We start from the raw sequence: 18,715 nt of genomic DNA, 5'->3' as shown, positions 1-18,715 counted from the left end.
TTCGCTCTGCCCAGGCTTTCGGCGCCCGACCAGGGGCACAGCAGGCCGCGCACGGGCACGGCGGGGCGCCGGCGACCGGGCCGGACAGTTCGACGCTACGCCGACCGCCCGGCCCGGGCCACCCCGCTCAGGAGAAGACCACGGAACGCAGCTTGAGGCGGTCGCCGAGCCTCTTGCCGGGGTTCATGACGTAGAAGACGTCGCCGTTGCAGCCGAAGTCCAGGAAGACCGTGGCCGTCGAAGCGGTGAGGTTCTGCGGCGCGAAGGCCGGGTCCGCCTCGGTCGCCCCGAACAGGTCGATGCACTGGCCGCTCTCCGGGTCGGCGAGCCCGGCCGGCACGCCGGGGCCGACCTTGTAGAGGAAGTCGCCGGTGGCAGCGCCGGCGGAGGTCGGAACCGCGAGGACGAGGGCGACGGCGCTGGCGACGGCGAGTGCGGTGTTGCGGAGACGCATGATTGATGGCCTTTCAGGAGGTACCTGGTGGTACCTGATGCATTGATGCGAGATCACCCTAGAGGCCCAAAATCAGCAGAAACGGTTCTCCCAATCCACTCTTTCGGGTGGTTTAAGCGGCAAAGCCGCGACCTTCATCGGGAAACCGTCACCCGCACCCGCCGCGCGCGCCCGCTCAGTTCGACGGGGCCGAGAAGGAGTACCCCTGGTCGACCAGCACCGGCAGGTACGCCTTCAGCGCCGCCACCGTCTGCGACCGGTCGCCACCGCCGTCGTGGTTGAGCACGATCGACCCGGGCCGGACGTTCTTGAGGATCCGCTCGGTGATCACCGAGGTCCCGGGCGTGGCCCAGTCCTCCGGGTCCACCGTCCAGCCCATCGGCCGCATCCCGAGCTCGGTGGTCACCCTGAGCGCGACCGGCGACCAGTCCCCGCCGGGCGCGCGGAACCAGGACGGCTGGCGCCCGGTGGTCCGGTACAGCAGGTCGGAGGTGCGCTCCAGCTCGTCCCGCACCGCCTCGTCGGACATGTGCCGCAGGTCGGGGTGGGTCCAGGTGTGGTTGCCGATGTAGTGGCCGTGGTCCGCGATCTCCCGCACCAGCCCGGTGTTCTCGACGGCGCACTCGCCGACCAGGAAGAAGGTCGCCCGGATCCCGTACTGCTGGAGCAGGGCCAGGACGGCCGGCGTGTACCGGGGGTCCGGCCCGTCGTCGATGGTGAGCCCCACCACCCGTTGGTTCGGATCGAGTTGGTTGACCGGCTTGGCCTCCTCCTCCGTGAGCCGCCGGCGGGCGGGCATCGGCGGCGGGGCGGCGGCGGGTGTCGGCGGGGCCGTGGCGGCCTGCGGGGGTGCCTCGGAGGGGGCGGCGGCCTGGGCCGCCTCCGGACCGGAGCCTGGCCCGGAGGCCTCCGGCGCGGCACCAGGAGGCCGCGCCGCGGCGCCCGCCCCGGCGTCGTCCGCGTCGTTCCAGGGGGTGCCGCAACCGGCCGCCCCGAGCAGGGACATCCCGGCCGCGACCAGCAGCAGTCGCCGCGAGGGCGTTCGTGGGGAAATCTGATGATCTGACAGCATTCTTAATGCTTCCCCCGTGTGACGCCGCCGCTCCCCGATGGCACCTCGGACGGGCCCGATCACCACTCCGACGGCGCAAGCACACCCCGCCCTCCCCCGGCTTCCCCGCCACTTCCCCGACCGGACGACCGGCCTCCCCTCCGGACCGCTACGCTGTGCCTTCCCCAGTGTGATGATCTGCCATCAGAGGACGTGGCCATGACGACAAGTCAGGACATCCCGGACCAGGGCCGGCCCGACGACGACCCCGCCGAGCTGAGCCAGTGGGAACGGTTCGGCGTCGACACCACCGCCCCCCACTCGGCGCGCGTGTACGACTACTGGCTGGGCGGCAAGACCAACTTCCCGCCGGACCGGGCCATGGGGCAGGCCATCGAGGAGGCCGTGCCGAGCGTCAAGGAAATGGCCAAGGCGAACCGCGCCTTCCAGGGCCGGGCCGTCCGCCACCTCGCCCGGGAACACGGCATCCGCCAGTTCCTCGACCTCGGCACCGGCATCCCCACCTCGCCCAACACCCACGAGATCGCCGAGGCGGTCAGCCCCGGCACCCGGGTGGTCTACGTCGACAACGACCCGATCGTGCTCGCCCACGCCCGCGCCCTGATGGTGTCCAGCCCGGCCAGCCGGACCACCTACATCCACGCCGACCTGCGCAAGCCCGAGGAACTGTTCACCGACCCGGCGCTCACCGCCACGCTGGACCTCACCCAGCCGGTCGGCCTGCTGATGATCGCCGTGCTGATGCTCATCGCCGACGAGGACGACCCGTGGGGCCGGGTCGCCGCCCTGCGCGACGCCCTGCCCGCCGGCAGCTGCATCGCCCTCACCACCCCCACCCAGGACTTCGACCCGGAGGCGGTCGGCAAGGTCACCGAGGCCGCCCGGGCCGGCGGCATGACCCTCGTCCCGCGCACCCACGACGACGTCCTGCGCTTCTTCGACGGCTGGGACCTGGTCGAGCCGGGCCTCTCCCCCGTCCTCGCCTGGCGTCCGGACGGCGAGCCGCCGGCCGACCCGAAGGCCGCGTACTACTGGGGCGGCGTCGCCGTCAAGCGCTGAACCCGCGCCGGGCCCGCCCCCACCGGAGCCCCGCGGGAACCCGCCCCGGGTGGGGCAGGCCGCACCAGGCCCGCCCCACCCGCGCCCTCAACCCGCACCCTCACTTCAGCAGCCGCGACAGCCGCCGGTCCGCCAGCGGCTTCCCCCCGGTCTGGCAGGTCGGGCAGTACTGCAGCGAGGAGTCCGCGAAGGACACCTCGCGCACGGTGTCCCCGCAGACCGGGCAGGGCAGGCCGGTCCGGCCGTGCACCCGCAGCCCCAGCTTCTTCTCCGCCTTGAGCTCCCCCGCCGCCAGCCCCCGCGAGCGCTCCACCGCATCGCGCAGCGTGGCGCCGAGCGCCTCGTAGAGCCGCGCCGCCTCCTCCTCGGTCAGGCTGGACGCCGGCTTGTACGGGGACATCCGGGCCGCGTGCAGCACCTCGTCCGAGTAGGCGTTGCCCACCCCGGCCAGCACGCCCTGGTCCCGCAGCACGCCCTTGAGCCGGCGCCGGTCGCCGCTCAGCAGCGCGGCGAAGTCCGCCAGGGTGAACGCCGGGTCCAGCGGGTCGGGGCCGAGCCGGGCCACCCCGGGCACCTCGGCCGGGTCCTTCACCACGTAGACCGCGAGGCCCTTCTTCGTCCCCGCCTCGGTCAGGTCGAAGCCGTCGCCGGCGTCCCCGGCCAGGCGCAGCCGCAGCGCCAGCGGGTTCCTCGGGCTCGGGCGCGGCGGTTCGGCGGGCAGGCCGTCCTTCCAGCGCAGCCAGCCGGCCCGGGCCAGGTGGACCACCAGGTGCAGGCCGCCGGCCTCGATGTCCAGGAACTTGCCGCGCCGGGTCACCGGGCCGACGGTCCGCCCCTCCAGCGCGGTGACCGGCGGGTCGTACGTCTTCAGCGCGCTGATCGCGACCGGCTGCACCCGGGCGATGACGCGCCCGGTCAGCCGCTCGGACAGGAAGTCGCTCAGCGCCTCGACCTCGGGCAGCTCCGGCATGCGCCCAGTCTCCCGCAGCCCCGCGCCGCCCGCCCGCCCGGTGGCGTGCCTTTGCCCGGCCTCCTCGCGGGGCGCAGGCTGGAACTACGCGCCGTACCCAGCGCCCCCTGCGCCCCCGCCACGGAGCACCGTGATGAGCATCCTTGAGGAACAGATCGACCTCGCCGTCCCCGTCCTCGCCGCCTGGGAGCAACTGCACCGGGTGCACGAGTACCCGCAGTTCGTCGACGGCGTCCGCAGCGCCCACCCGCACGGACGGAACCTGGCGCACCTGGGGGTGGAGGTCGACGGCGCCGAGCGGGCGGTGGACACCGAGATCACCGACCGCGGCCGTGGCCGGGTGATGTCCTGGCGCACGCTCGACGAACCGCGGCTGCACGGCGCGTTCGCGCTGCTGCCGCTGGACGCCCGGCACACCCGGCTGCAGATCCGGGTGGAGTACGACCCGGAGGCGATGCACGAGGCGTTCGGCGGGCCGCGCGGTTTCGCCCTGGCCGGGGCGATCGAGCGGACCGTACGGGACGACCTGGAGCACTTCCGGGAACTGGTCGAGGAACGGGTCGGCGCGGCGGGCAGACGCGGCTGAGCACGGTCGGCAGGCCCGGGTGAGGATGGCGGGCGGGCCCGCGTAAGGGCCGCATAAGCCCAGCTCAGCGCCGGTGGTGAGGCTCTTCACAGCGGACCACCGGCCCGACCGTTTCGCTTTCAACCTGTGGCAGACTCGGATGCCATGGACATCGGCCCGGTCACCAGGACGCTCCGCGCGGCGGTCTTCGCCGCGCTGGTCGTGCTGCTCGCCGGGCTCGGTCAGGTCCTGGTCACCGGCCGCGCGCTGCCGGCCGGCCCGATGGCCCTGGCCTGCGCCGCCGTGTTCGCGGTGGCGTACGCGCTGGCCGGCCGCGAGCGCGGCTACCCGGCGGTCGCGGCGGTGTTCCTGCCGCTGGAGCTGGGCGTCAGCGCACTGTTCGACTTCGCCCAGACCGCCTGCCCGTCCCTGCCGCCCGGCTCCGCGCGCGGCTTCCAGCCGCTGCTGTGCGGCGGCGGCTCGCTGGGCGGGTTCCTGCTCGGCCACGGCGTCTCCCAGCAGATCGGCGTCCTGCTGCTCCTGCTGCTGCACGCCGCGATCGCGCTGGCCGGCGCGTTCTGGCTGCGCCGCGCGGACGCCGCGCTGGCCGGTCTCGCCCGCACCGTCCGGATGCTGGGCGACTTCCTGCACCGGCACCTGCCGGCCGCCGCCCGATGGCTGCGGCTGCTCGCCGCGCCCGTCCCGGCCCGTCCGGTGGCGCGGCTGCCGTTCCCCCGGGCCAGCCGGACCCTGGTCCCGGCCGAGGACGTCGTCGTCCGCCCGACCGTCCGGCGCGGTCCGCCGGCGCTCGCCCTGGCCTGCTGACAGGCGCGCGCCGCTCGGCGCCGCTCCCGGCCGGTCCTCTCGCCGCGCGCCCCGCGCGCCCGCACCCCCGCACGCCCGAGAGCACAGGACGACACCTCATGAGCAACACCCGCAAGGCCGCCGCCAAGACCAACGCCACCGACCGCATGCGCGCCGCCCGCGCCCAGGCCGAGCGCTCCGACCGGATCCGCCGCCGGGTCGTGATCGGCGGCGCCTCCGCCGCCGTGCTCGCCCTCGTGGCGGGCGTGGCCTTCGCCGTCGGCGGTTCCTCCGGCTCCGGCTCCGCCGACGCGGCCGCGAGCGGCCCGCTGGTCGTCCCCGCCAACACGGGCGGCCAGGACGGCACCGTGATCACCTACGGCAAGGCCGACGCCCCGCACACCCTGGAGATCTACGAGGACTTCCGCTGCCCGTTCTGCGAGCAGCTGGAGACCACCACCGGCAAGGCCATCCAGCAGCTCGCCGACGACGGCACGTACAAGATCGAGTACCACCTGGCGACGTTCCTGGACAAGAACCTCGGCGGCAAGGGCTCACGCACCGCGCTGGCCGCCGCCGGCGCCGCGCTCAACGAGGGCGCGGACAAGTTCAAGCAGTTCCACGACGTGCTCTACGCCAACCAGCCCGACGAGCGCACCGACGGCTTCGCCGACGTCAACCACCTCCTCGACCTGGCCGGCCAGGTGCCCGGGCTGAAGACCGACGGCTTCGTCAAGGCCGTCCAGGACGGCACCTACGCGCCGTGGGCGGCCAAGGTCAACGAGGAGTTCAACAAGAGCGACGTCACCGGCACCCCGACCGTCAAGCTGGACGGCAGGAAGCTGGACGTCCTCACCGGCGGCAAGGCCGCCACGCCCGAGCAGTTCACCGCGATGGTCAAGCAGGTGACCGGATGACGGCCGCCGCCCCCGCCGCGCGGACGTACGGCGCCAGCCGCCCGTTCGCCTGGCTGCTGCTGATCGGCGGCGCGGTCGGCCTGTTCGCCTCCTCGGTCCTCACCCTGGACAAGATCCGGCTGCTGAAGGACCCGTCGTACGTCCCCTCCTGCAACATCAACCCGATCATCAGCTGCGGCTCGATCATGCGCAGCGACCAGGCCGAGGCCTTCGGCTTCCCCAACTCGCTGCTCGGCCTGGTCGGCTTCGGGGTCGTCATCGCGATCGGCGCCGGGCTGCTCGCCGGGGCGACGTACCGGCGCTGGTTCTGGCTCGGCCTCCAGGCCGGGACGGTCTTCGGCATCGGCTTCGTGACCTGGCTGATGTACCAGGCGCTCTACCGGATCAGCGCGCTCTGCCCGTACTGCATGGTGGTCTGGGCCTCGATGATCCCGCTGTTCTGGTACACCACCCTGCACAACCTGCGCTCCGGGATCATCCCCACCGGCCGCGCCCTGCGCCCGGTCGTCCGCGAGGCGGCGCGCTACCACTGGGTCGTCCCGGCGCTCTGGTACGCGGTGATCGCCCTGCTGGTCCTCAACCGGTTCTGGTACTACTGGAGCACCCTGCTCTGACCTCGCCGCCCGGCCCCGGGCCCTACCGCTCCGGGGCCGGGCGACCAGCCCGTCAGACGCCGCTCAGAACCGGAACTCCTCGACCTCGGCCAGCAGTTCGGCCCGGCGCTCGTCGTCGATGAAGGAGGCCCGGAAGGAGTTGGCGGCGAGCCGGCGCAGCGTCTCCTCGTCGAGCGCGAGGGCCTGCCGCACGGCCCGGAAGTTGTCGTCGACGTAGCCGCCGAAGTACGCCGGGTCGTCCGAGTTGACGGTGACCAGCAGGCCGGCCTCCAGCATCTCGCGCAGCGGGTGGTCGGCGAGGGTGTCGATGCACCGCAGGCGGACGTTGGAGAGCGGGCAGAGCGTCAGCGGGATCTGCTCGCGGACCAGCCGCGCGACCAGCTCGCCGTCCTCCAGGCAGCGCAGGCCGTGGTCGATCCGCTCGACGCCGAGCACGTCCAGCGCCTCGGTGATGTACGACGCCGGGCCCTCCTCGCCCGCGTGCGCGACGCGGCGCAGCCCGGCCTCGGCGGCCCGCCGGTAGACCTCGCGGAACTTGGCCGGCGGGTGGCCGACCTCGGCCGAGTCGAGGCCGATGCCCGCGATCCGGTCGAAGTACGGGCGGGCGGCCTCGAAGGTCTCCAGCGCGGATTCGGCGGACTCGTCCCGCAGGAAGCACATGATCAGCCGGGTGCTGATCCCGTGCCGCTCCTCGCTGCGCGCCAGCGCCCGGGTCAGGCCGTCGACCACCACGCCGAGCGGCACGCCGCGCGCGGTGTGCGCCTGCGGGTCGAAGAAGATCTCCGCGTGCCGGACCCCCGCCTCGGCCGCCCGGGTGAGGTAGGCGTCGGCGAGGTCCGCGAAGTCCTCCTCGGTGCGCAGCACGGCCATCAGCGCGTAGTACAGGTCCAGGAAGGACTGCAGGTCGCTGAAGGAGTACGCCTTCCGCAGCGCCTCGGTGTCGGCGTAGGGCAGCGTGACCGCGTTGCGGTCGGCGAGGGCGAAGGCGAGTTCGGGCTCCAGGGTGCCTTCGATGTGCAGGTGGAGTTCGGCCTTGGGGAGCGGCATGGGGGATCTGTCCGAGCTGTAGGGGGCGGGAGCGAAGAGTCCAGAAGCATTCATCCTACGATCCGTTCGATCACGACCGGCCTGACGGGCGCGCCCCCCGCCACCCGAACTGGTGCACCGGCCGGGGGCAGCGGGCACCCTTGAGGAGGGGGCTTCCGCCGAGGAGGTACCAGATGCGGCACGTCGAGGATCCGCACATCCGGCCTGCGGGCGTCTCCCCGCACGCCCTGGGCAACGACACGCTCCTGCACGAGCTGGAACAGCTGCACCGCACGCGCCACGAGACCTTCCTGTACGGCTCGGAGGAGGCCCTCAAGCGGCACACCCTGCGCACCGGGCAGCTGGAGGCCGAGTACCTGCACCGCTTTCCCAGCCGGCTGGTGACGGCCGGGCGGACCAGGGCCGGCGCCCGGGCCCGCGAGGCGGCGGCCAGGGTGGAGTCGCTGCCCGAGTAGACGTGCCCGCGCCACCACCGCCCGGCGGGACACGCCGGGCGGTGGTGGCGTGCCCCCGGGCGGGCCGTCGGGGAGGGTGAGAGGCGCAGACGCACCGGACCCCGACCCCCCTGGGAGCCCCGCATGCCCATCGCCAGCGTCAACCCCGCGACCGGCGAGATCCTGGAGACCTTCGAACCGCTCGACGCGGCCGGCATCGAACAGCGGCTGGCCCGCGCCGAGGCCGCGTTCCACGGCTACCGCACCACCCCCTTCGCCACCCGCGCCGACCTGCTGCGCCGGGCCGCCGACCTGCTGGACCAGGACCGGGAGGCGATCGCCCGCACGATGACCGAGGAGATGGGCAAGCCGCTCACCGCCTCCCGGGCCGAGGCCGCCAAGTGCGCCACGGCGATGCGCTGGTACGCCGACCGCGCCGAGGAACTGCTCGCCGACGAACACCCGGCCCCGGCCGACGTCGCCGACTCCGGCGCCGCCCGCGCCTACGTCCGCTACCGCCCGCTCGGGGCGGTGCTGGCCGTGATGCCGTGGAACTTCCCGTTCTGGCAGGTGGTCCGGTTCGCCGCGCCGGCCCTGATGGCGGGTAACGTCGGCCTGCTCAAGCACGCCTCCAACGTGCCCCGGACGGCGCTGGCGCTGGAGGAGCTGTTCCGGCGGGCCGGCTTCCCGGAGGGCTGCTTCCAGACCCTGCTGATCGGCTCGGGCGCGGTCGAGGGCGTGATCCGGGACCGCCGGGTGGCCGCGGTGACGCTCACCGGCAGCGAGCCCGCCGGGCGGGCGGTCGCCGCCACCGCCGCCGACGAGGTGAAGAAGGCCGTCCTGGAACTGGGCGGCAGCGACCCCTTCGTGGTGCTGCCCAGCGCGGACCTGGACGCGGCGGTGCGCACCGCCGTCCGGGCCCGGGCGCAGAACAACGGGCAGTCCTGCATCGCCGCCAAGCGGTTCATCGTGCACACCGACGTGTACGACCGCTTCACCGCCGCCTTCACCGACGCGATGCGGGCGCTGCGCGTCGGCGACCCGATGGACGAGGCGACCGACGTCGGCCCGCTGGCCAGCCGCCAGGGCCGGGACGACCTGGAGGAACTGGTCGAGGACGCCCGCACCCACGGCGCCCGGGTCGAGTGCGGCGGCGGGCGCCCGGAGGGCTGGGACACCGGCTACTTCTACGAGCCGACGGTGCTGACCGGCATCACCCCGGCCATGCGGATCGACCAGGAGGAGACCTTCGGCCCGGTCGCCACGGTCTACCGGGTCGCCGACCTGGACGAGGCGGTGGCGCGCGCCAACGACACGCCGTTCGGGCTCAGTTCCAACGTCTGGACCCGGGACGAGGGCGAGCAGGAGCGCTTCGTCCGCGACATCCAGGCCGGCGGGGTGTTCTTCAACGGGATGACCGCCTCGCACCCGGCGCTGCCGTTCGGCGGCGTCAAGCGCTCCGGGTTCGGCCGGGAGCTGTCCGGGCACGGTATCCGGGAGTTCTGCAACATCACCACGGTGTGGATCGGCTGAGCACCCCGGACCGCCGGGCACGAGCCGGGCGCGGACGCGGCCGGGTCAGGACGCCACGCGGTGCCTGCCCCGGCCGGGCGTCATCCAGCGGGCGACCACGCCGACCAGGGCGAGGACGGTCGCTCCCCAGACGATGGCCATCAGCACCAGCATCGGCAGCCAGCTCACCTGGGCGCCGACCATGGCCAGGCCGAGCGAGAGCGCGACCATGAACACGACGGCGGTCGGGTTGAGGCCGAGCAGCCAGTGCCAGGCCCGCTGCACCGGGCTCCGGTGCGGCGGCGGGGCCTCGGGGTCGGGATCGGTGTCGAGTTCCTTGTACGTCAGCAGGTCCATCGGGATCGCCTCCGGTTCTCGGGGGGCTGCCGGATCCGCGGGGCTCAGGAGGCCTTGCGCGGAGCCGTGGACTTTCCGGTCGCGGTCTTTCCCGCCGCGGCCTTTGCGGTCGTGGTCTTCGCGGTCGAGGTCTTCTTCGCCGGGGCAGCGCTCCTCGCCGGGGCGGCCTTCCCGGCGGCGGGCTTCTTCGCCGGGGTGCGCTTGCGGGGCGCGGGCTGCTCCTCCTCCGGTTCGTCCTCGTCGGGCCCGGCGGTGTGCCCCCGCCCGCCCTTGGCCCGCTTGAGGCTGCTGCGCAGCGCCTCCATCAGGTCGATCACGTTGTCGGGCGCCTCGCCCGGCTCCTCCTCGTGCGGGAGCTCGACGCCCTCCAACCGGGCCGTGATCACCTGCTGCAGCGCCTGCTGGTAGTCGTCGTGCAACTGGGCGAGGTCGAAGTCCTCGGACAGGGTGTCCATCAGCGATCGCGCCATCCTGAGCTCCTGCGGCCGGACGGTGACGTCCCCCTCGGGCGCGATGCCGGCCGCGGGGCGGACCTCGTCGGGCCAGATGCAGGTCTGCAGGACCAGCGTGCCGTCGTGCACCCGCAGCACCGCCGGGGATTCCCGGGTGCGCAGCGCGATCTTGGTGACGGCGATCTGCCCGGACGCGGTGAGCGCGTCGCGCAGCAGGGCGTACGGCTTGGCGGCGGCCTGGTCGGCGACGCCCACGTAGTAGGCCTTGGAGAACATCAGCGGGTCGATCTCGCCGGCGTCCACGAACGCCAGCACGTCGATGACCTTCTTGCTGGGCAGCGGCAGGTCGGCGAGGTCCTCGTCGGTGAGCGTGACGGTCCGGCCGTCGGGGGACTCGTAGCCCTTGGCGATCTCCGCGTACGGGACTTCCTTCTCCTCCCGCTCGCAGTACCGCTTCATCCGCACCCGTCCGCCGTCCTTGGCGTGCACCTGGTGCAGCGGGACGTCGTGCTCCTGGGTGGCCGAGTAGAGGTGGACGGGGATGCTGACCAGCCCGAAGCTGATCGTCCCCTTCCAGGTGGTCTGCATGGGGGTCGCTCCTTCCCGGAGTTTCCCGTTGCCGGAGGTGCCCGCCCGGCCCGGCGTCCTCGCGCCGAGGACGCGCCCAGGACGTGCCCAGGACGTGCCGAGACTCCCACTGTGCCCGGGTTTGCCCCGATCGGCCACACCGGGCCGACAATGAGCCGAGGAGGTCGATACCGATGACCGTCCGGAAGCGCGGGCAGGGCGTACCGCCGCCGGAGCGGACCGTGTACCGGGTGGTGTACGCGGTCCGGGGCGAGGCCGGTGTCCGGCGGGCGGAGGTCGAGGTGGTGCCCGGATACTCGCAGGAGGACGACATCCCCCGGATCCTGGCGGCGCGGCTGACCGGTCGGCCCGCGGACGCGGCCCGGATCACCGTGCTGGAACTGCGCGGGCCGTGAGCCACGGCGGGGATCGAACCGGGCCCCGAGGGCCTTTGACTCATTGGCGGTGCGTCAGATTTGAGCTTTTCGCACCACTATTCCACCCACTCTGACCTGGCTTTTTGTGTCCGGTTACCGAACATTTACGGATGCTCTGTTCCGATACTCGGCCGTAGAAGTTAGGTTGCACCGCAATGCGCGGGTCCGTCCCCCACCCTCCGGCGCAACGAGCCGAGGGTCGCGCCGCGCGCGGGAAAGGCACAGGGCTCATCTGATGAGTGCGGACACCACCAGGCCTGCGGCAGCCGCCCAGGTCCCCCAGCAGGCCGGGCCGCCCGGGCACGGCGGCGAGGGCCACCTGAAGGCAGGGCTCAAGAACCGCCACCTGTCCATGATCGCCATCGGCGGAGTGATCGGCGCCGGCCTGTTCGTCGGCTCCGGCGCGGGCATCGCCACCACCGGGCCCGGCATCCTGCTCTCCTACACGCTGGCCGGTGTGCTGGTCGTGCTGGTGATGCGGATGCTCGGCGAGATGGCGGCGGCCGACCCGCAGAGCGGCTCGTTCTCGGCGTACGCGGACCGCGCGCTCGGCCGCTGGGCCGGGTTCACCATCGGCTGGCTGTACTGGTTCTTCTGGGTCGTGGTGCTCGCGGTGGAGGCGACCGCCGGCGCGAAGATCCTCAACGCCTGGATGCCCGGCGTGCCGCAGTGGGCGTTCGCACTGCTCGTGATGGCGGTGCTCACCGCCACCAACCTGTTCTCGGTGGCCTCCTACGGCGAGTTCGAGTTCTGGTTCGCCGGGATCAAGGTGGTGGCGATCGCCGCGTTCCTGGTGATCGCCACGCTCGCCGTCTTCGGCCTGCTGCCCGGCACCCACGCGGTCGGCACCAGCAATCTGACCGGCCACGGCGGCTTCCTGCCGCACGGCGTGGGCGCGGTGTTCACCGGCATGCTCACGGTGGTCTTCGCCTTCATGGGCAGCGAGATCGTCACCCTGGCCGCGGGCGAGTCGGAGGACCCGGAGCGCGCGGTCAGCAAGGCCACCAACAGCGTGATCTGGCGCATCGGGATCTTCTACCTGGGCTCGATCCTGCTCGTGGTCACCCTGCTGCCGTGGGACTCGGACGCCGTCAAGGGCAGCCCGTACGTGGCGGTGCTGGAGCACGTGGGCATCCCGGGCGCCGGCCAGGTGATGAACGTGATCGTGCTGACGGCCGTGCTGTCCTGCCTCAACTCCGGGATGTACACGGCCTCCCGGATGGCCTTCTCGCTCGGCCAGCGCGGGGACGCGCCCAAGGCCTTCGCGACCGTGACCAAGCGGGGCGTGCCGCGGGTGGCCATCCTGTCGTCGGTGGTCTTCGGCTTCGTCGCGGTGTTCTTCAACTACACCTCGCCGGACACGGTGTTCGCGTTCCTGCTCAACTCCTCCGGCGCGGTTGCGCTGTTCGTCTGGCTGGTGATCTGCTTCTCCCAGCTGCGGATGCGCCGGATCATCGAGCGGGAGACTCCCGAGCGGCTGACCGTCCGCATGTGGCTGTACCCCTATCTGACCTGGACGGCCATCGGCATGATCGGGTTCGTGGTGGCGTACATGTTCACCGACGCCGACGGGCGCAAGCAGATGTACCTGTCGCTGGTCGCCGCGGCGATCGTGCTCGCGGCCTCGGCCGTGGTGGGCCGACGGCGGCGGGCCGCGGTGGCGGCGGAGTCCTGACCCGTCCGCGCCGCGCGACAGTGCCGGGCCCGGGAGCCGTTGCGGAGGCTCCCGGGCCCGGTGCCGTTCGGGGGATGCGAACCACGGCTTGACAATGGCACGTCAAAGGGGATACCTGGGCATGGCGCTCCCCCACGAGCGCTCCCCCACCCCCCGGGAGACCCCTTGCCACCCCTCCCCGCCCCCGCGTCCGCGCGCCTGCGCTTCGGCCACCGGCTGCGCCACTGGCGCGAGGCCCGCGGACTCAGCCAGGCCGAACTCGGCCGCCTGCTCGGCTACCACAACTCACTGATCAGCCGAGTGGAGAACGCCCGCCGCTGGCCACCCCCGGGCCTCCCCGCCCGGGCCGACGAACTCCTGCTCACCGGCGGCGAGTTGGCAGCCCTCTGGCAGCCCGTCCGACAGGAGCGGGAGCACCTCGGCGAACTCGCCGCCCCCGCCCTGCCACCCCTCGGCGGGAGCGGCACCGGGCCCCCGCCGAGCCGGCCCAACGCCGCCACCTTCGCCGTGCTCGGCCACCTGCTCGACGTCTACCGCGCGGCCGCCACCCACACCGGCGGCGAACAGCTCGCCACCGTCCTCGAACACCACGCCCGCACCCTGGCCGCCTGGCAGCACGCCGCTCCGCGCGAAACCGCCCCCGCCGTCCGCTCGCTCGCCGCCCGCTACGCCGAACTCGCGGGCTGGGCCCACTTCGAGGGGGACCGCCGCACCCGCGCGCTCGGCTGGTACGCGGCCGGACTGGAGTGGGCCCGCGCCGCCGACGACCAGCCGACCGCGGCCGCCTTGCTCGCCCGGCAGAGCACCCTGCACTGGTGGAGCGGCGACCCGGCCACCGCGCTCGCCCTGGCCGAGGCCGCCCACGCCACCGCCCGCACCCTGCCCGGCCTGCGCGCCTGGGCCGCCCTCGCCCAGGCGCACGCCCACGCGCTGGCCGGCGCGGCGCCCGAGACGTGGCGGGCGCTGGCGGACGCCGAACGGCTGACCGAGGCCGCCCTGCGGGCCGGCGAGCCGGCGCCCGGGGCCTCCCGGGCCGCCCTGGTGCTGGGCGTCGCCCACGGCACCTGCCACCGGGACCTCGCAGTCCGCACCGGCCACACCGCCCACGCGCACGCGGCGGTGGCCCACCTGGGCGCCGCCCTGGGGCGCCTGGACCAGGCCGCCCACCCGCACGACCACGCGCTGGTCGCCGGCCGCCTCGCCGGGGCGTACGCCCGGGCCGGGCGCCACGAGGCCGCGGCCGCCGTCCTCTCCCGGCTGCCGCCGGACGCCACCGGCCGGATCGCCTACGAGCGGCGCCGGGCCCGGGCCTGGCTGGGCGGTTCGACGGCGCACCGGCCCCCGGCGGACGGCTGACCGCTGACCGCTGACCGCTGACCGCCGGGGGCCGGCACGGACGGCGGGCGGCTGACGACTGACGCGCCGGAGCGCCCGGCGGGGATCCCCCGGGCGCTCCGACCCTCCAGCTCTCCGGCTCTCCGGCTCTCCGGCGGTCGGCGTCAGAGCCCGGCCGCCGCCGCGGCGATGTCGGCCGCGTAGGTGCTGACCTTGGTGTAGACGCCCGGGTAGCCGGGCCGGGCGCAGCCGTTGCCCCAGCTCACGATGCCGACCTGGACCCAGCGGCCGGCCGCGTCCCGGTGGACCATCGGCCCGCCGGAGTCGCCCTGGCAGGTGTCGACGCCGCCCTGGTCGACGTAGCCCGCGCAGAGCGAGGCCGCGCTGTTCAGGCTCGGGTAGGCGTTGGCGCAGGAGGCGTCGTCGACGAACGGCACGGTGGCCTTGAGCAGGTAGCGCTGCTGCGCGCCGCCCTCGGTCGCGGCGCCCCAGCCCATGATGGTGAAGGTGCCGTTGTCGTAGGTGGTGGAGTCGGTGGTCGGCAGCGTGCTCACCTGGCTGCCGCCGACCGGCGAGGCCAGCTTGATCAGCGCCCAGTCGTCGCCGCTCTCCGCGGCGGAGAAGCCGGGCGCCTGGTAGACGTACGTCGAGCGGACCTTGACCGCGCTGCCGCTGCGCAGGTCGACCGCGCCGGCGGTCGCGGTGATGCCGGTGTCGGCGCCGGTGCCGTTGACGCAGTGGGCGGCGGTGAGCACGATCTGCGGGGTGTAGAGCGCACCGCCGCAGCCCATCGAGAGCCGCACCACGAACGGGAACTCGCCCTGCGCCGCCCGCGTGCCGCCGACCACGCCCGGCGACGACGTCGAGGGGGCGGGTGAGGCGGCGGCGGGCAGCACCAGCGCGCCGGCGCCGAGCACCAGTGCGGGCAACAGAACGATGAATCTTCCGAATTGACGCTTCATCAGGTTCCTCCATCGACAGGTCGGGGAGCACCGAGGGTGGCCCCGCACGCGTCACGGCAGGAGGGGCCCGGCCCTGCCGGTCGAAACTGGCAGGAACACGGCAATGCGGGGTTCCGGACGGGGAACCCCTAGGGTGATCGCCCATGCGAGATCTTGTGGCGGGGATGAAGTACCTGGTCGGGGGCCAGAAGTGGGTGGGCCGGCACGGCCGCTGGTGGGGCTTCGGCATGCTGCCCGCACTGCTCACCCTGGCCGGGTACGCCGTCGCGCTCGTCTTCCTCGGCGGCTGGTCGAAGGACCTCGCCGACTGGGCCACCCCGTTCGCCGACCACTGGAGCTCGCCCTGGCAGGGCCTGCTGCGCGACGCGCTCGCCGCGATCGCCTTCGGCGGCGGCCTGCTGCTCTCACTGCTCACCTTCACCGCCGTCACCCTGCTGGTCGGGCAGCCCTTCTACGAGGCGCTGTCCGCGAAGGTCGACGAGACCGAGGGCGGTGCGCCCGCCCCGCCGGAGTCGCCGCTGTGGCGCGAACTGGCGATCGCGGTACGGGACAGCGCCCATGTCCTGGTGCGGGTGGCCGCGTTCGGCGTGGTGCTGTTCGCCTGCGGCTTCATCCCGGTGGTCGGGCAGACGGTGGTGCCGGCGCTGGGCTTCCTGGTGTCCGGCTTCTTCCTGACCGTCGAGCTCGTCGCCGTCGCCCTCCAGCGGCGCGGGGTGCCGCAGCGCGAGCGGATCCGGCTGCTGCGCGCCCGGCTCGGGCTGGCGCTGGGCTTCGGCACGCCGCTGATCCTGGCGTTCCTGGTTCCGCTGGTGACGGTGCTCGCCATGCCGGGGGCCGTCGCGGGCGCCACCCTGCTGGCCCGGGACCTGGCCCGCGGCCTCGCCCTCGATCCGGTCCGCGAGGCGGCCCTGGCGGACGAGCAGGACCAGGACCAGGACCAGGAGCAGGAGCAGGGGCAGGGGCAGGAGCAGGGGCAGGGGCAGGAGCAGGGGCAGGAATCGGCGGCGGAGCCGGACTCCCGACCCGCCACCGGAAACCCGCACGCGACCTCCTGAAGCGGTGACCGGCCGGTCACCCTGCGCCGATCCCGGCCGGTCGGACGTGTGAGGCCGCCCACACGCGGTTCGCCGTCTACTGCCCCCGATAGTGGATGGCCGCGGCCGGGCCGTCGGCCGGCCGTTCGGCGAGGGCTGCCGCCCCTCCCCCGGACGCTGGGAACACCCTGAAGAACGCAGGCCACCACGACTCGCACCCGCACGATCGGCTGACGCCGCCGACCTCCGACCTACAAACACGCAAGTCGGACAAAACATCACAAAATCAAGGCCGCGGCCCGTCACGCCCACCCTGCGCCTACTACCAGCCGTAGTGGCAGCCGCCTTTGCCACCCGTCCCCGGCCCTGCCAAGAATGGCCCGTCGCCAGGCAGCGCAGCCGGCCCCGTCCGCCGCGCAGCCGACCCGCCCCGCCACTTCCCCCGGGGCGCCACGGCCGTCCCGGACGGCCGCGCGGGCCCCGCTCACCCGGGCGCCCGTGCGATGCCCCGCACCCGGTGCCACCGGCACGGCCCCCGACGGAAAAGGATTGTCCGCTTCATGCAGCTCAGCCATGCCCGCCGCAACTCCCTGATCACCGGCATCGCCACCCTCGTCGTCGCGAGCGCCGCCACCGCCGCCCTCGCCCTCCCGCAGGCCGGGAACACCACCGAGGCCGCCGCCCCCGCGGCCGCCGTCACGGTGGACGACAAGGCGGCCGCCGACCAGGCCCAGGCTGACACCGCTGCCGCTGCCGCCGCCGACCAGGCCGCCCAGGAAGCCCAGGCGCAGGCCCAGGCCGAGGCGGAGTCCGCCGCCCAGGCGCAGGCCGAGTCCGACGCGAAGGCCCAGGCGGACGCCAAGGCCAAGGCCGACGCGGACGCCGCCGCCTCCCGCTCCCAGGCGCGCCAGAACCTCACCAGCGCCCCGGCCCTCACCGGCAGCCCGCAGCAGATCGCCGCGCAGCTCGTCCCGGCCGGCCAGCTCCAGTGCTTCAGCAACATCGTGTCCCGCGAGAGCAGCTGGAACCACCTCGCCGTCAACGCCTCCTCCGGCGCGTACGGCCTGGTGCAGGCGCTGCCCGGCAGCAAGATGGCCTCGGCCGGCTCCGACTGGCGCACCAACCCGGCCACCCAGATCAAGTGGGGCCTGGACTACATGAACTCCCGCTACGGCAGCCCCTGCGCCGCCTGGTCGTTCTGGCAGAACCACCACTGGTACTAGACCGAGGCTGCCGAGCCTCGACGCACCCCGGGCCCGCGACGCACCACGCGTCGCGGGCCCCGGCGCGTTCCGGCTGTCGTGGACGCGTCCGGCAGGCCACGTGAAGATATGGCGTACGGTCGTACGATTTGGCGGGGATTGCTCGGTATTACGCACCGTCAGGGCTTTGCCACCGTCAGCGCGTCCTCTTACGCTCCGGCGTCATGCCCTCACCCCTCATCAGCGTCGTGCTCCCCGCCTACGACCAGCACAAACAGCTCGCGGACTGCCTGGACTCGCTGCTCGCGCAGTCCCTCCAGGACGTCGAGGTGATCGTGGTCGCCGACCGCTCCCCCGACACCGCGGGCGAGCTCGCCGACGCGTACGCGGCCCGGCACCCGCGGCTGTCGGTCCTGCACCTCAACGCGGCGGTCGGGGTCGGGGTGAGCCGGAACGCGGGGGCGGCGCGGGCGGCCGGCGAGTACCTGCTGTTCCTGGACGCCGACCACCAGCTGCCCCAGGACGCGCTGCGCAACCTCGCCGACCGGCTCGGGCAGACCGGCCCGGTGGACCTGCTGCTGTTCGGCCACTCCCGCCGGCACAACGACCGGGACTGGCCGGGCGGGGCGCAGTCGCTGCTCGCCGAGGCCGGCCCCGAGGTGCTCGAGCCCTTCGACCAGCCCGCGCTGTTCGGCGCGCCGCCGCTGGTCTGGGACCGGCTGATCCGCCGCGGCCACTGGGAAGAGCTGCGGCTGGCCTTCCCCGACGGCCGGTACGAGGAGATCCCGGTGGTGCACGCCGCGCTGCTCGGCGCCCGCCGGGTCGCCGTGCTGGCGCGCGAGTGCGTGCAGCTGCGCCGCCGGGAGACCGTCCACCCCACCGGTTCCCCGGGCAGCGGCGTCTTCGACCTCTTCGACCAGTACGAGCGCAGCTTCGCGCTGCTGGAGGACCAACCGCACCTGTACGCGGTGCGGGACGCGCTGTTCGTCCGGATGATCCGGCACTACCTGTTCGTCTTCGACCTGGCCGGGTGCGTCACCCGCGCCGAGCGGCCGCAGTTCTTCCACCGGGCCGCCGAGCACCACCGGCGCTTCCAGCCGCCCGGCCACCGGCGGCCCGGCGGCCGCGAGGGGATCAAGTTCTCGCTGCTGGCCGGCGGCGCCTACCCGGCGTTCGAGATGGCCAAGCTCTCCCACATCGCCCGCGGCACGCTCACCGGGCGGCGGTGACCGGACTCCGGACGTGC

At 73.8% G+C, this 18,715-nt stretch carries 20 protein-coding genes; 13 read left to right on the top strand and 7 right to left on the bottom strand.

The genetic code is table 11. The annotated features are described in order from the left end of the window. Positions 1 to 127: 127 nt before the first annotated feature. Positions 128 to 454 carry a hypothetical protein gene (locus ACIQVZ_RS11125; RefSeq protein ID WP_402448859.1) on the bottom strand — a complete coding sequence of 109 codons (327 nt, stop codon included), beginning with the start codon at positions 452 to 454 and terminating at the stop codon, positions 128 to 130. A gap of 175 nt (positions 455 to 629) precedes the next feature. Further along, complete coding sequence (locus tag ACIQVZ_RS11120; protein ID WP_402448856.1) at positions 630 to 1,526, bottom strand: polysaccharide deacetylase family protein; 897 nt, start codon at positions 1,524 to 1,526, stop codon at positions 630 to 632. A gap of 198 nt (positions 1,527 to 1,724) precedes the next feature. On the opposite strand from ACIQVZ_RS11120, the gene ACIQVZ_RS11115 reads away from it, so the two are divergent. Continuing rightward, positions 1,725 to 2,585 carry an SAM-dependent methyltransferase gene (locus ACIQVZ_RS11115; RefSeq protein ID WP_350883639.1) on the top strand — a complete coding sequence of 287 codons (861 nt, stop codon included), beginning with the start codon at positions 1,725 to 1,727 and terminating at the stop codon, positions 2,583 to 2,585. Positions 2,586 to 2,685: 100 nt separating this feature from the next. Here the strand turns inward: ACIQVZ_RS11115 and ACIQVZ_RS11110 are convergent, their stop codons facing one another. Then, complete coding sequence (locus ACIQVZ_RS11110; protein ID WP_350883637.1) at positions 2,686 to 3,555, bottom strand: DNA-formamidopyrimidine glycosylase family protein; 870 nt, start codon at positions 3,553 to 3,555, stop codon at positions 2,686 to 2,688. 133 nt (positions 3,556 to 3,688) lie between these two features. Here ACIQVZ_RS11110 and ACIQVZ_RS11105 point away from each other — a divergent pair, with 133 nt between their 5' ends. The 4 genes from ACIQVZ_RS11105 to ACIQVZ_RS11090 all read left to right on the top strand — a co-directional run bounded on the left by ACIQVZ_RS11105 (position 3,689) and on the right by ACIQVZ_RS11090 (position 6,455). Beyond that, positions 3,689 to 4,141 (top strand): SRPBCC family protein, encoded by a 453-nt coding sequence (locus ACIQVZ_RS11105; RefSeq protein ID WP_350883635.1) that lies wholly within the window; start codon positions 3,689 to 3,691, stop codon positions 4,139 to 4,141. Between the two features lie 144 nt (positions 4,142 to 4,285). Next, positions 4,286 to 4,945 carry a hypothetical protein gene (locus ACIQVZ_RS11100; protein WP_402448851.1) on the top strand — a complete coding sequence of 220 codons (660 nt, stop codon included), beginning with the start codon at positions 4,286 to 4,288 and terminating at the stop codon, positions 4,943 to 4,945. A gap of 98 nt (positions 4,946 to 5,043) precedes the next feature. Beyond that, the gene (locus ACIQVZ_RS11095; protein ID WP_350883631.1) at positions 5,044 to 5,841 is read left to right on the top strand and encodes a thioredoxin domain-containing protein; all 798 of its coding nucleotides are present in this window, start codon (positions 5,044 to 5,046) and stop codon (positions 5,839 to 5,841) included. Beyond that, positions 5,838 to 6,455 carry a vitamin K epoxide reductase family protein gene (locus tag ACIQVZ_RS11090; RefSeq protein WP_350883629.1) on the top strand — a complete coding sequence of 206 codons (618 nt, stop codon included), beginning with the start codon at positions 5,838 to 5,840 and terminating at the stop codon, positions 6,453 to 6,455. The genes ACIQVZ_RS11095 and ACIQVZ_RS11090 overlap by 4 nt, the downstream gene beginning before the upstream one ends. Positions 6,456 to 6,518: 63 nt before the next feature. Here ACIQVZ_RS11090 and ACIQVZ_RS11085 read toward each other — a convergent pair whose 3' ends face one another. Then, complete coding sequence (locus ACIQVZ_RS11085; RefSeq protein WP_402448848.1) at positions 6,519 to 7,502, bottom strand: adenosine deaminase; 984 nt, start codon at positions 7,500 to 7,502, stop codon at positions 6,519 to 6,521. Positions 7,503 to 7,675: 173 nt separating this feature from the next. Here ACIQVZ_RS11085 and ACIQVZ_RS11080 point away from each other — a divergent pair, with 173 nt between their 5' ends. Next, on the top strand, positions 7,676 to 7,957 hold the full coding sequence (locus ACIQVZ_RS11080) for a DUF6158 family protein (RefSeq protein ID WP_350883625.1): 282 nt from the start codon (positions 7,676 to 7,678) through the stop codon (positions 7,955 to 7,957). Between the two features lie 123 nt (positions 7,958 to 8,080). Beyond that, the gene (locus ACIQVZ_RS11075; protein WP_402448846.1) at positions 8,081 to 9,469 is read left to right on the top strand and encodes an NADP-dependent succinic semialdehyde dehydrogenase; all 1,389 of its coding nucleotides are present in this window, start codon (positions 8,081 to 8,083) and stop codon (positions 9,467 to 9,469) included. A gap of 45 nt (positions 9,470 to 9,514) precedes the next feature. Here the strand turns inward: ACIQVZ_RS11075 and ACIQVZ_RS11070 are convergent, their stop codons facing one another. Then, positions 9,515 to 9,805 carry a hypothetical protein gene (locus ACIQVZ_RS11070; protein ID WP_350883621.1) on the bottom strand — a complete coding sequence of 97 codons (291 nt, stop codon included), beginning with the start codon at positions 9,803 to 9,805 and terminating at the stop codon, positions 9,515 to 9,517. Positions 9,806 to 9,849: 44 nt separating this feature from the next. Further along, positions 9,850 to 10,845 (bottom strand): Ku protein, encoded by a 996-nt coding sequence (locus tag ACIQVZ_RS11065; protein WP_402448844.1) that lies wholly within the window; start codon positions 10,843 to 10,845, stop codon positions 9,850 to 9,852. 173 nt (positions 10,846 to 11,018) lie between these two features. Between ACIQVZ_RS11065 and ACIQVZ_RS11060 the strand changes: the two genes are divergently transcribed. From ACIQVZ_RS11060 to ACIQVZ_RS11050, 3 genes are all read left to right on the top strand, one after another. Further along, the gene (locus ACIQVZ_RS11060; protein WP_402448841.1) at positions 11,019 to 11,240 is read left to right on the top strand and encodes a hypothetical protein; all 222 of its coding nucleotides are present in this window, start codon (positions 11,019 to 11,021) and stop codon (positions 11,238 to 11,240) included. 256 nt (positions 11,241 to 11,496) lie between these two features. Further along, on the top strand, positions 11,497 to 12,936 hold the full coding sequence (locus tag ACIQVZ_RS11055) for an amino acid permease (protein ID WP_350883615.1): 1,440 nt from the start codon (positions 11,497 to 11,499) through the stop codon (positions 12,934 to 12,936). Between the two features lie 165 nt (positions 12,937 to 13,101). Beyond that, a complete protein-coding gene (locus ACIQVZ_RS11050) occupies positions 13,102 to 14,292 on the top strand; it encodes a helix-turn-helix domain-containing protein (RefSeq protein WP_402448839.1) in 1,191 nt (396 codons plus the stop codon). 143 nt (positions 14,293 to 14,435) lie between these two features. On the opposite strand, the gene ACIQVZ_RS11045 is transcribed toward ACIQVZ_RS11050, so the two are convergent. Further along, complete coding sequence (locus tag ACIQVZ_RS11045; protein ID WP_402448837.1) at positions 14,436 to 15,233, bottom strand: S1 family peptidase; 798 nt, start codon at positions 15,231 to 15,233, stop codon at positions 14,436 to 14,438. A gap of 143 nt (positions 15,234 to 15,376) precedes the next feature. Here ACIQVZ_RS11045 and ACIQVZ_RS11040 point away from each other — a divergent pair, with 143 nt between their 5' ends. From ACIQVZ_RS11040 to ACIQVZ_RS11030, 3 genes are all read left to right on the top strand, one after another. After that, positions 15,377 to 16,288, top strand: a complete 912-nt coding sequence (locus ACIQVZ_RS11040; protein ID WP_402448835.1) for an EI24 domain-containing protein — start codon at positions 15,377 to 15,379, stop codon at positions 16,286 to 16,288. A gap of 539 nt (positions 16,289 to 16,827) precedes the next feature. Further along, positions 16,828 to 17,490, top strand: a complete 663-nt coding sequence (locus ACIQVZ_RS11035; protein ID WP_402448833.1) for a lytic transglycosylase domain-containing protein — start codon at positions 16,828 to 16,830, stop codon at positions 17,488 to 17,490. 203 nt (positions 17,491 to 17,693) lie between these two features. Then, on the top strand, positions 17,694 to 18,698 hold the full coding sequence (locus ACIQVZ_RS11030) for a glycosyltransferase family 2 protein (RefSeq protein WP_350883605.1): 1,005 nt from the start codon (positions 17,694 to 17,696) through the stop codon (positions 18,696 to 18,698). The last annotated feature ends 17 nt before the right edge of the window (positions 18,699 to 18,715 follow it).

The sequence above is a fragment of the Kitasatospora sp. NPDC098663 genome (assembly GCF_044760075.1).
In the GTDB taxonomy this organism is placed as follows: Bacteria; Actinomycetota; Actinomycetes; order Streptomycetales; family Streptomycetaceae; genus Kitasatospora.
The sequence above is the reverse complement of the archived record's forward strand: the minus strand, read 5'-3'. Positions and strand labels throughout refer to the sequence as shown.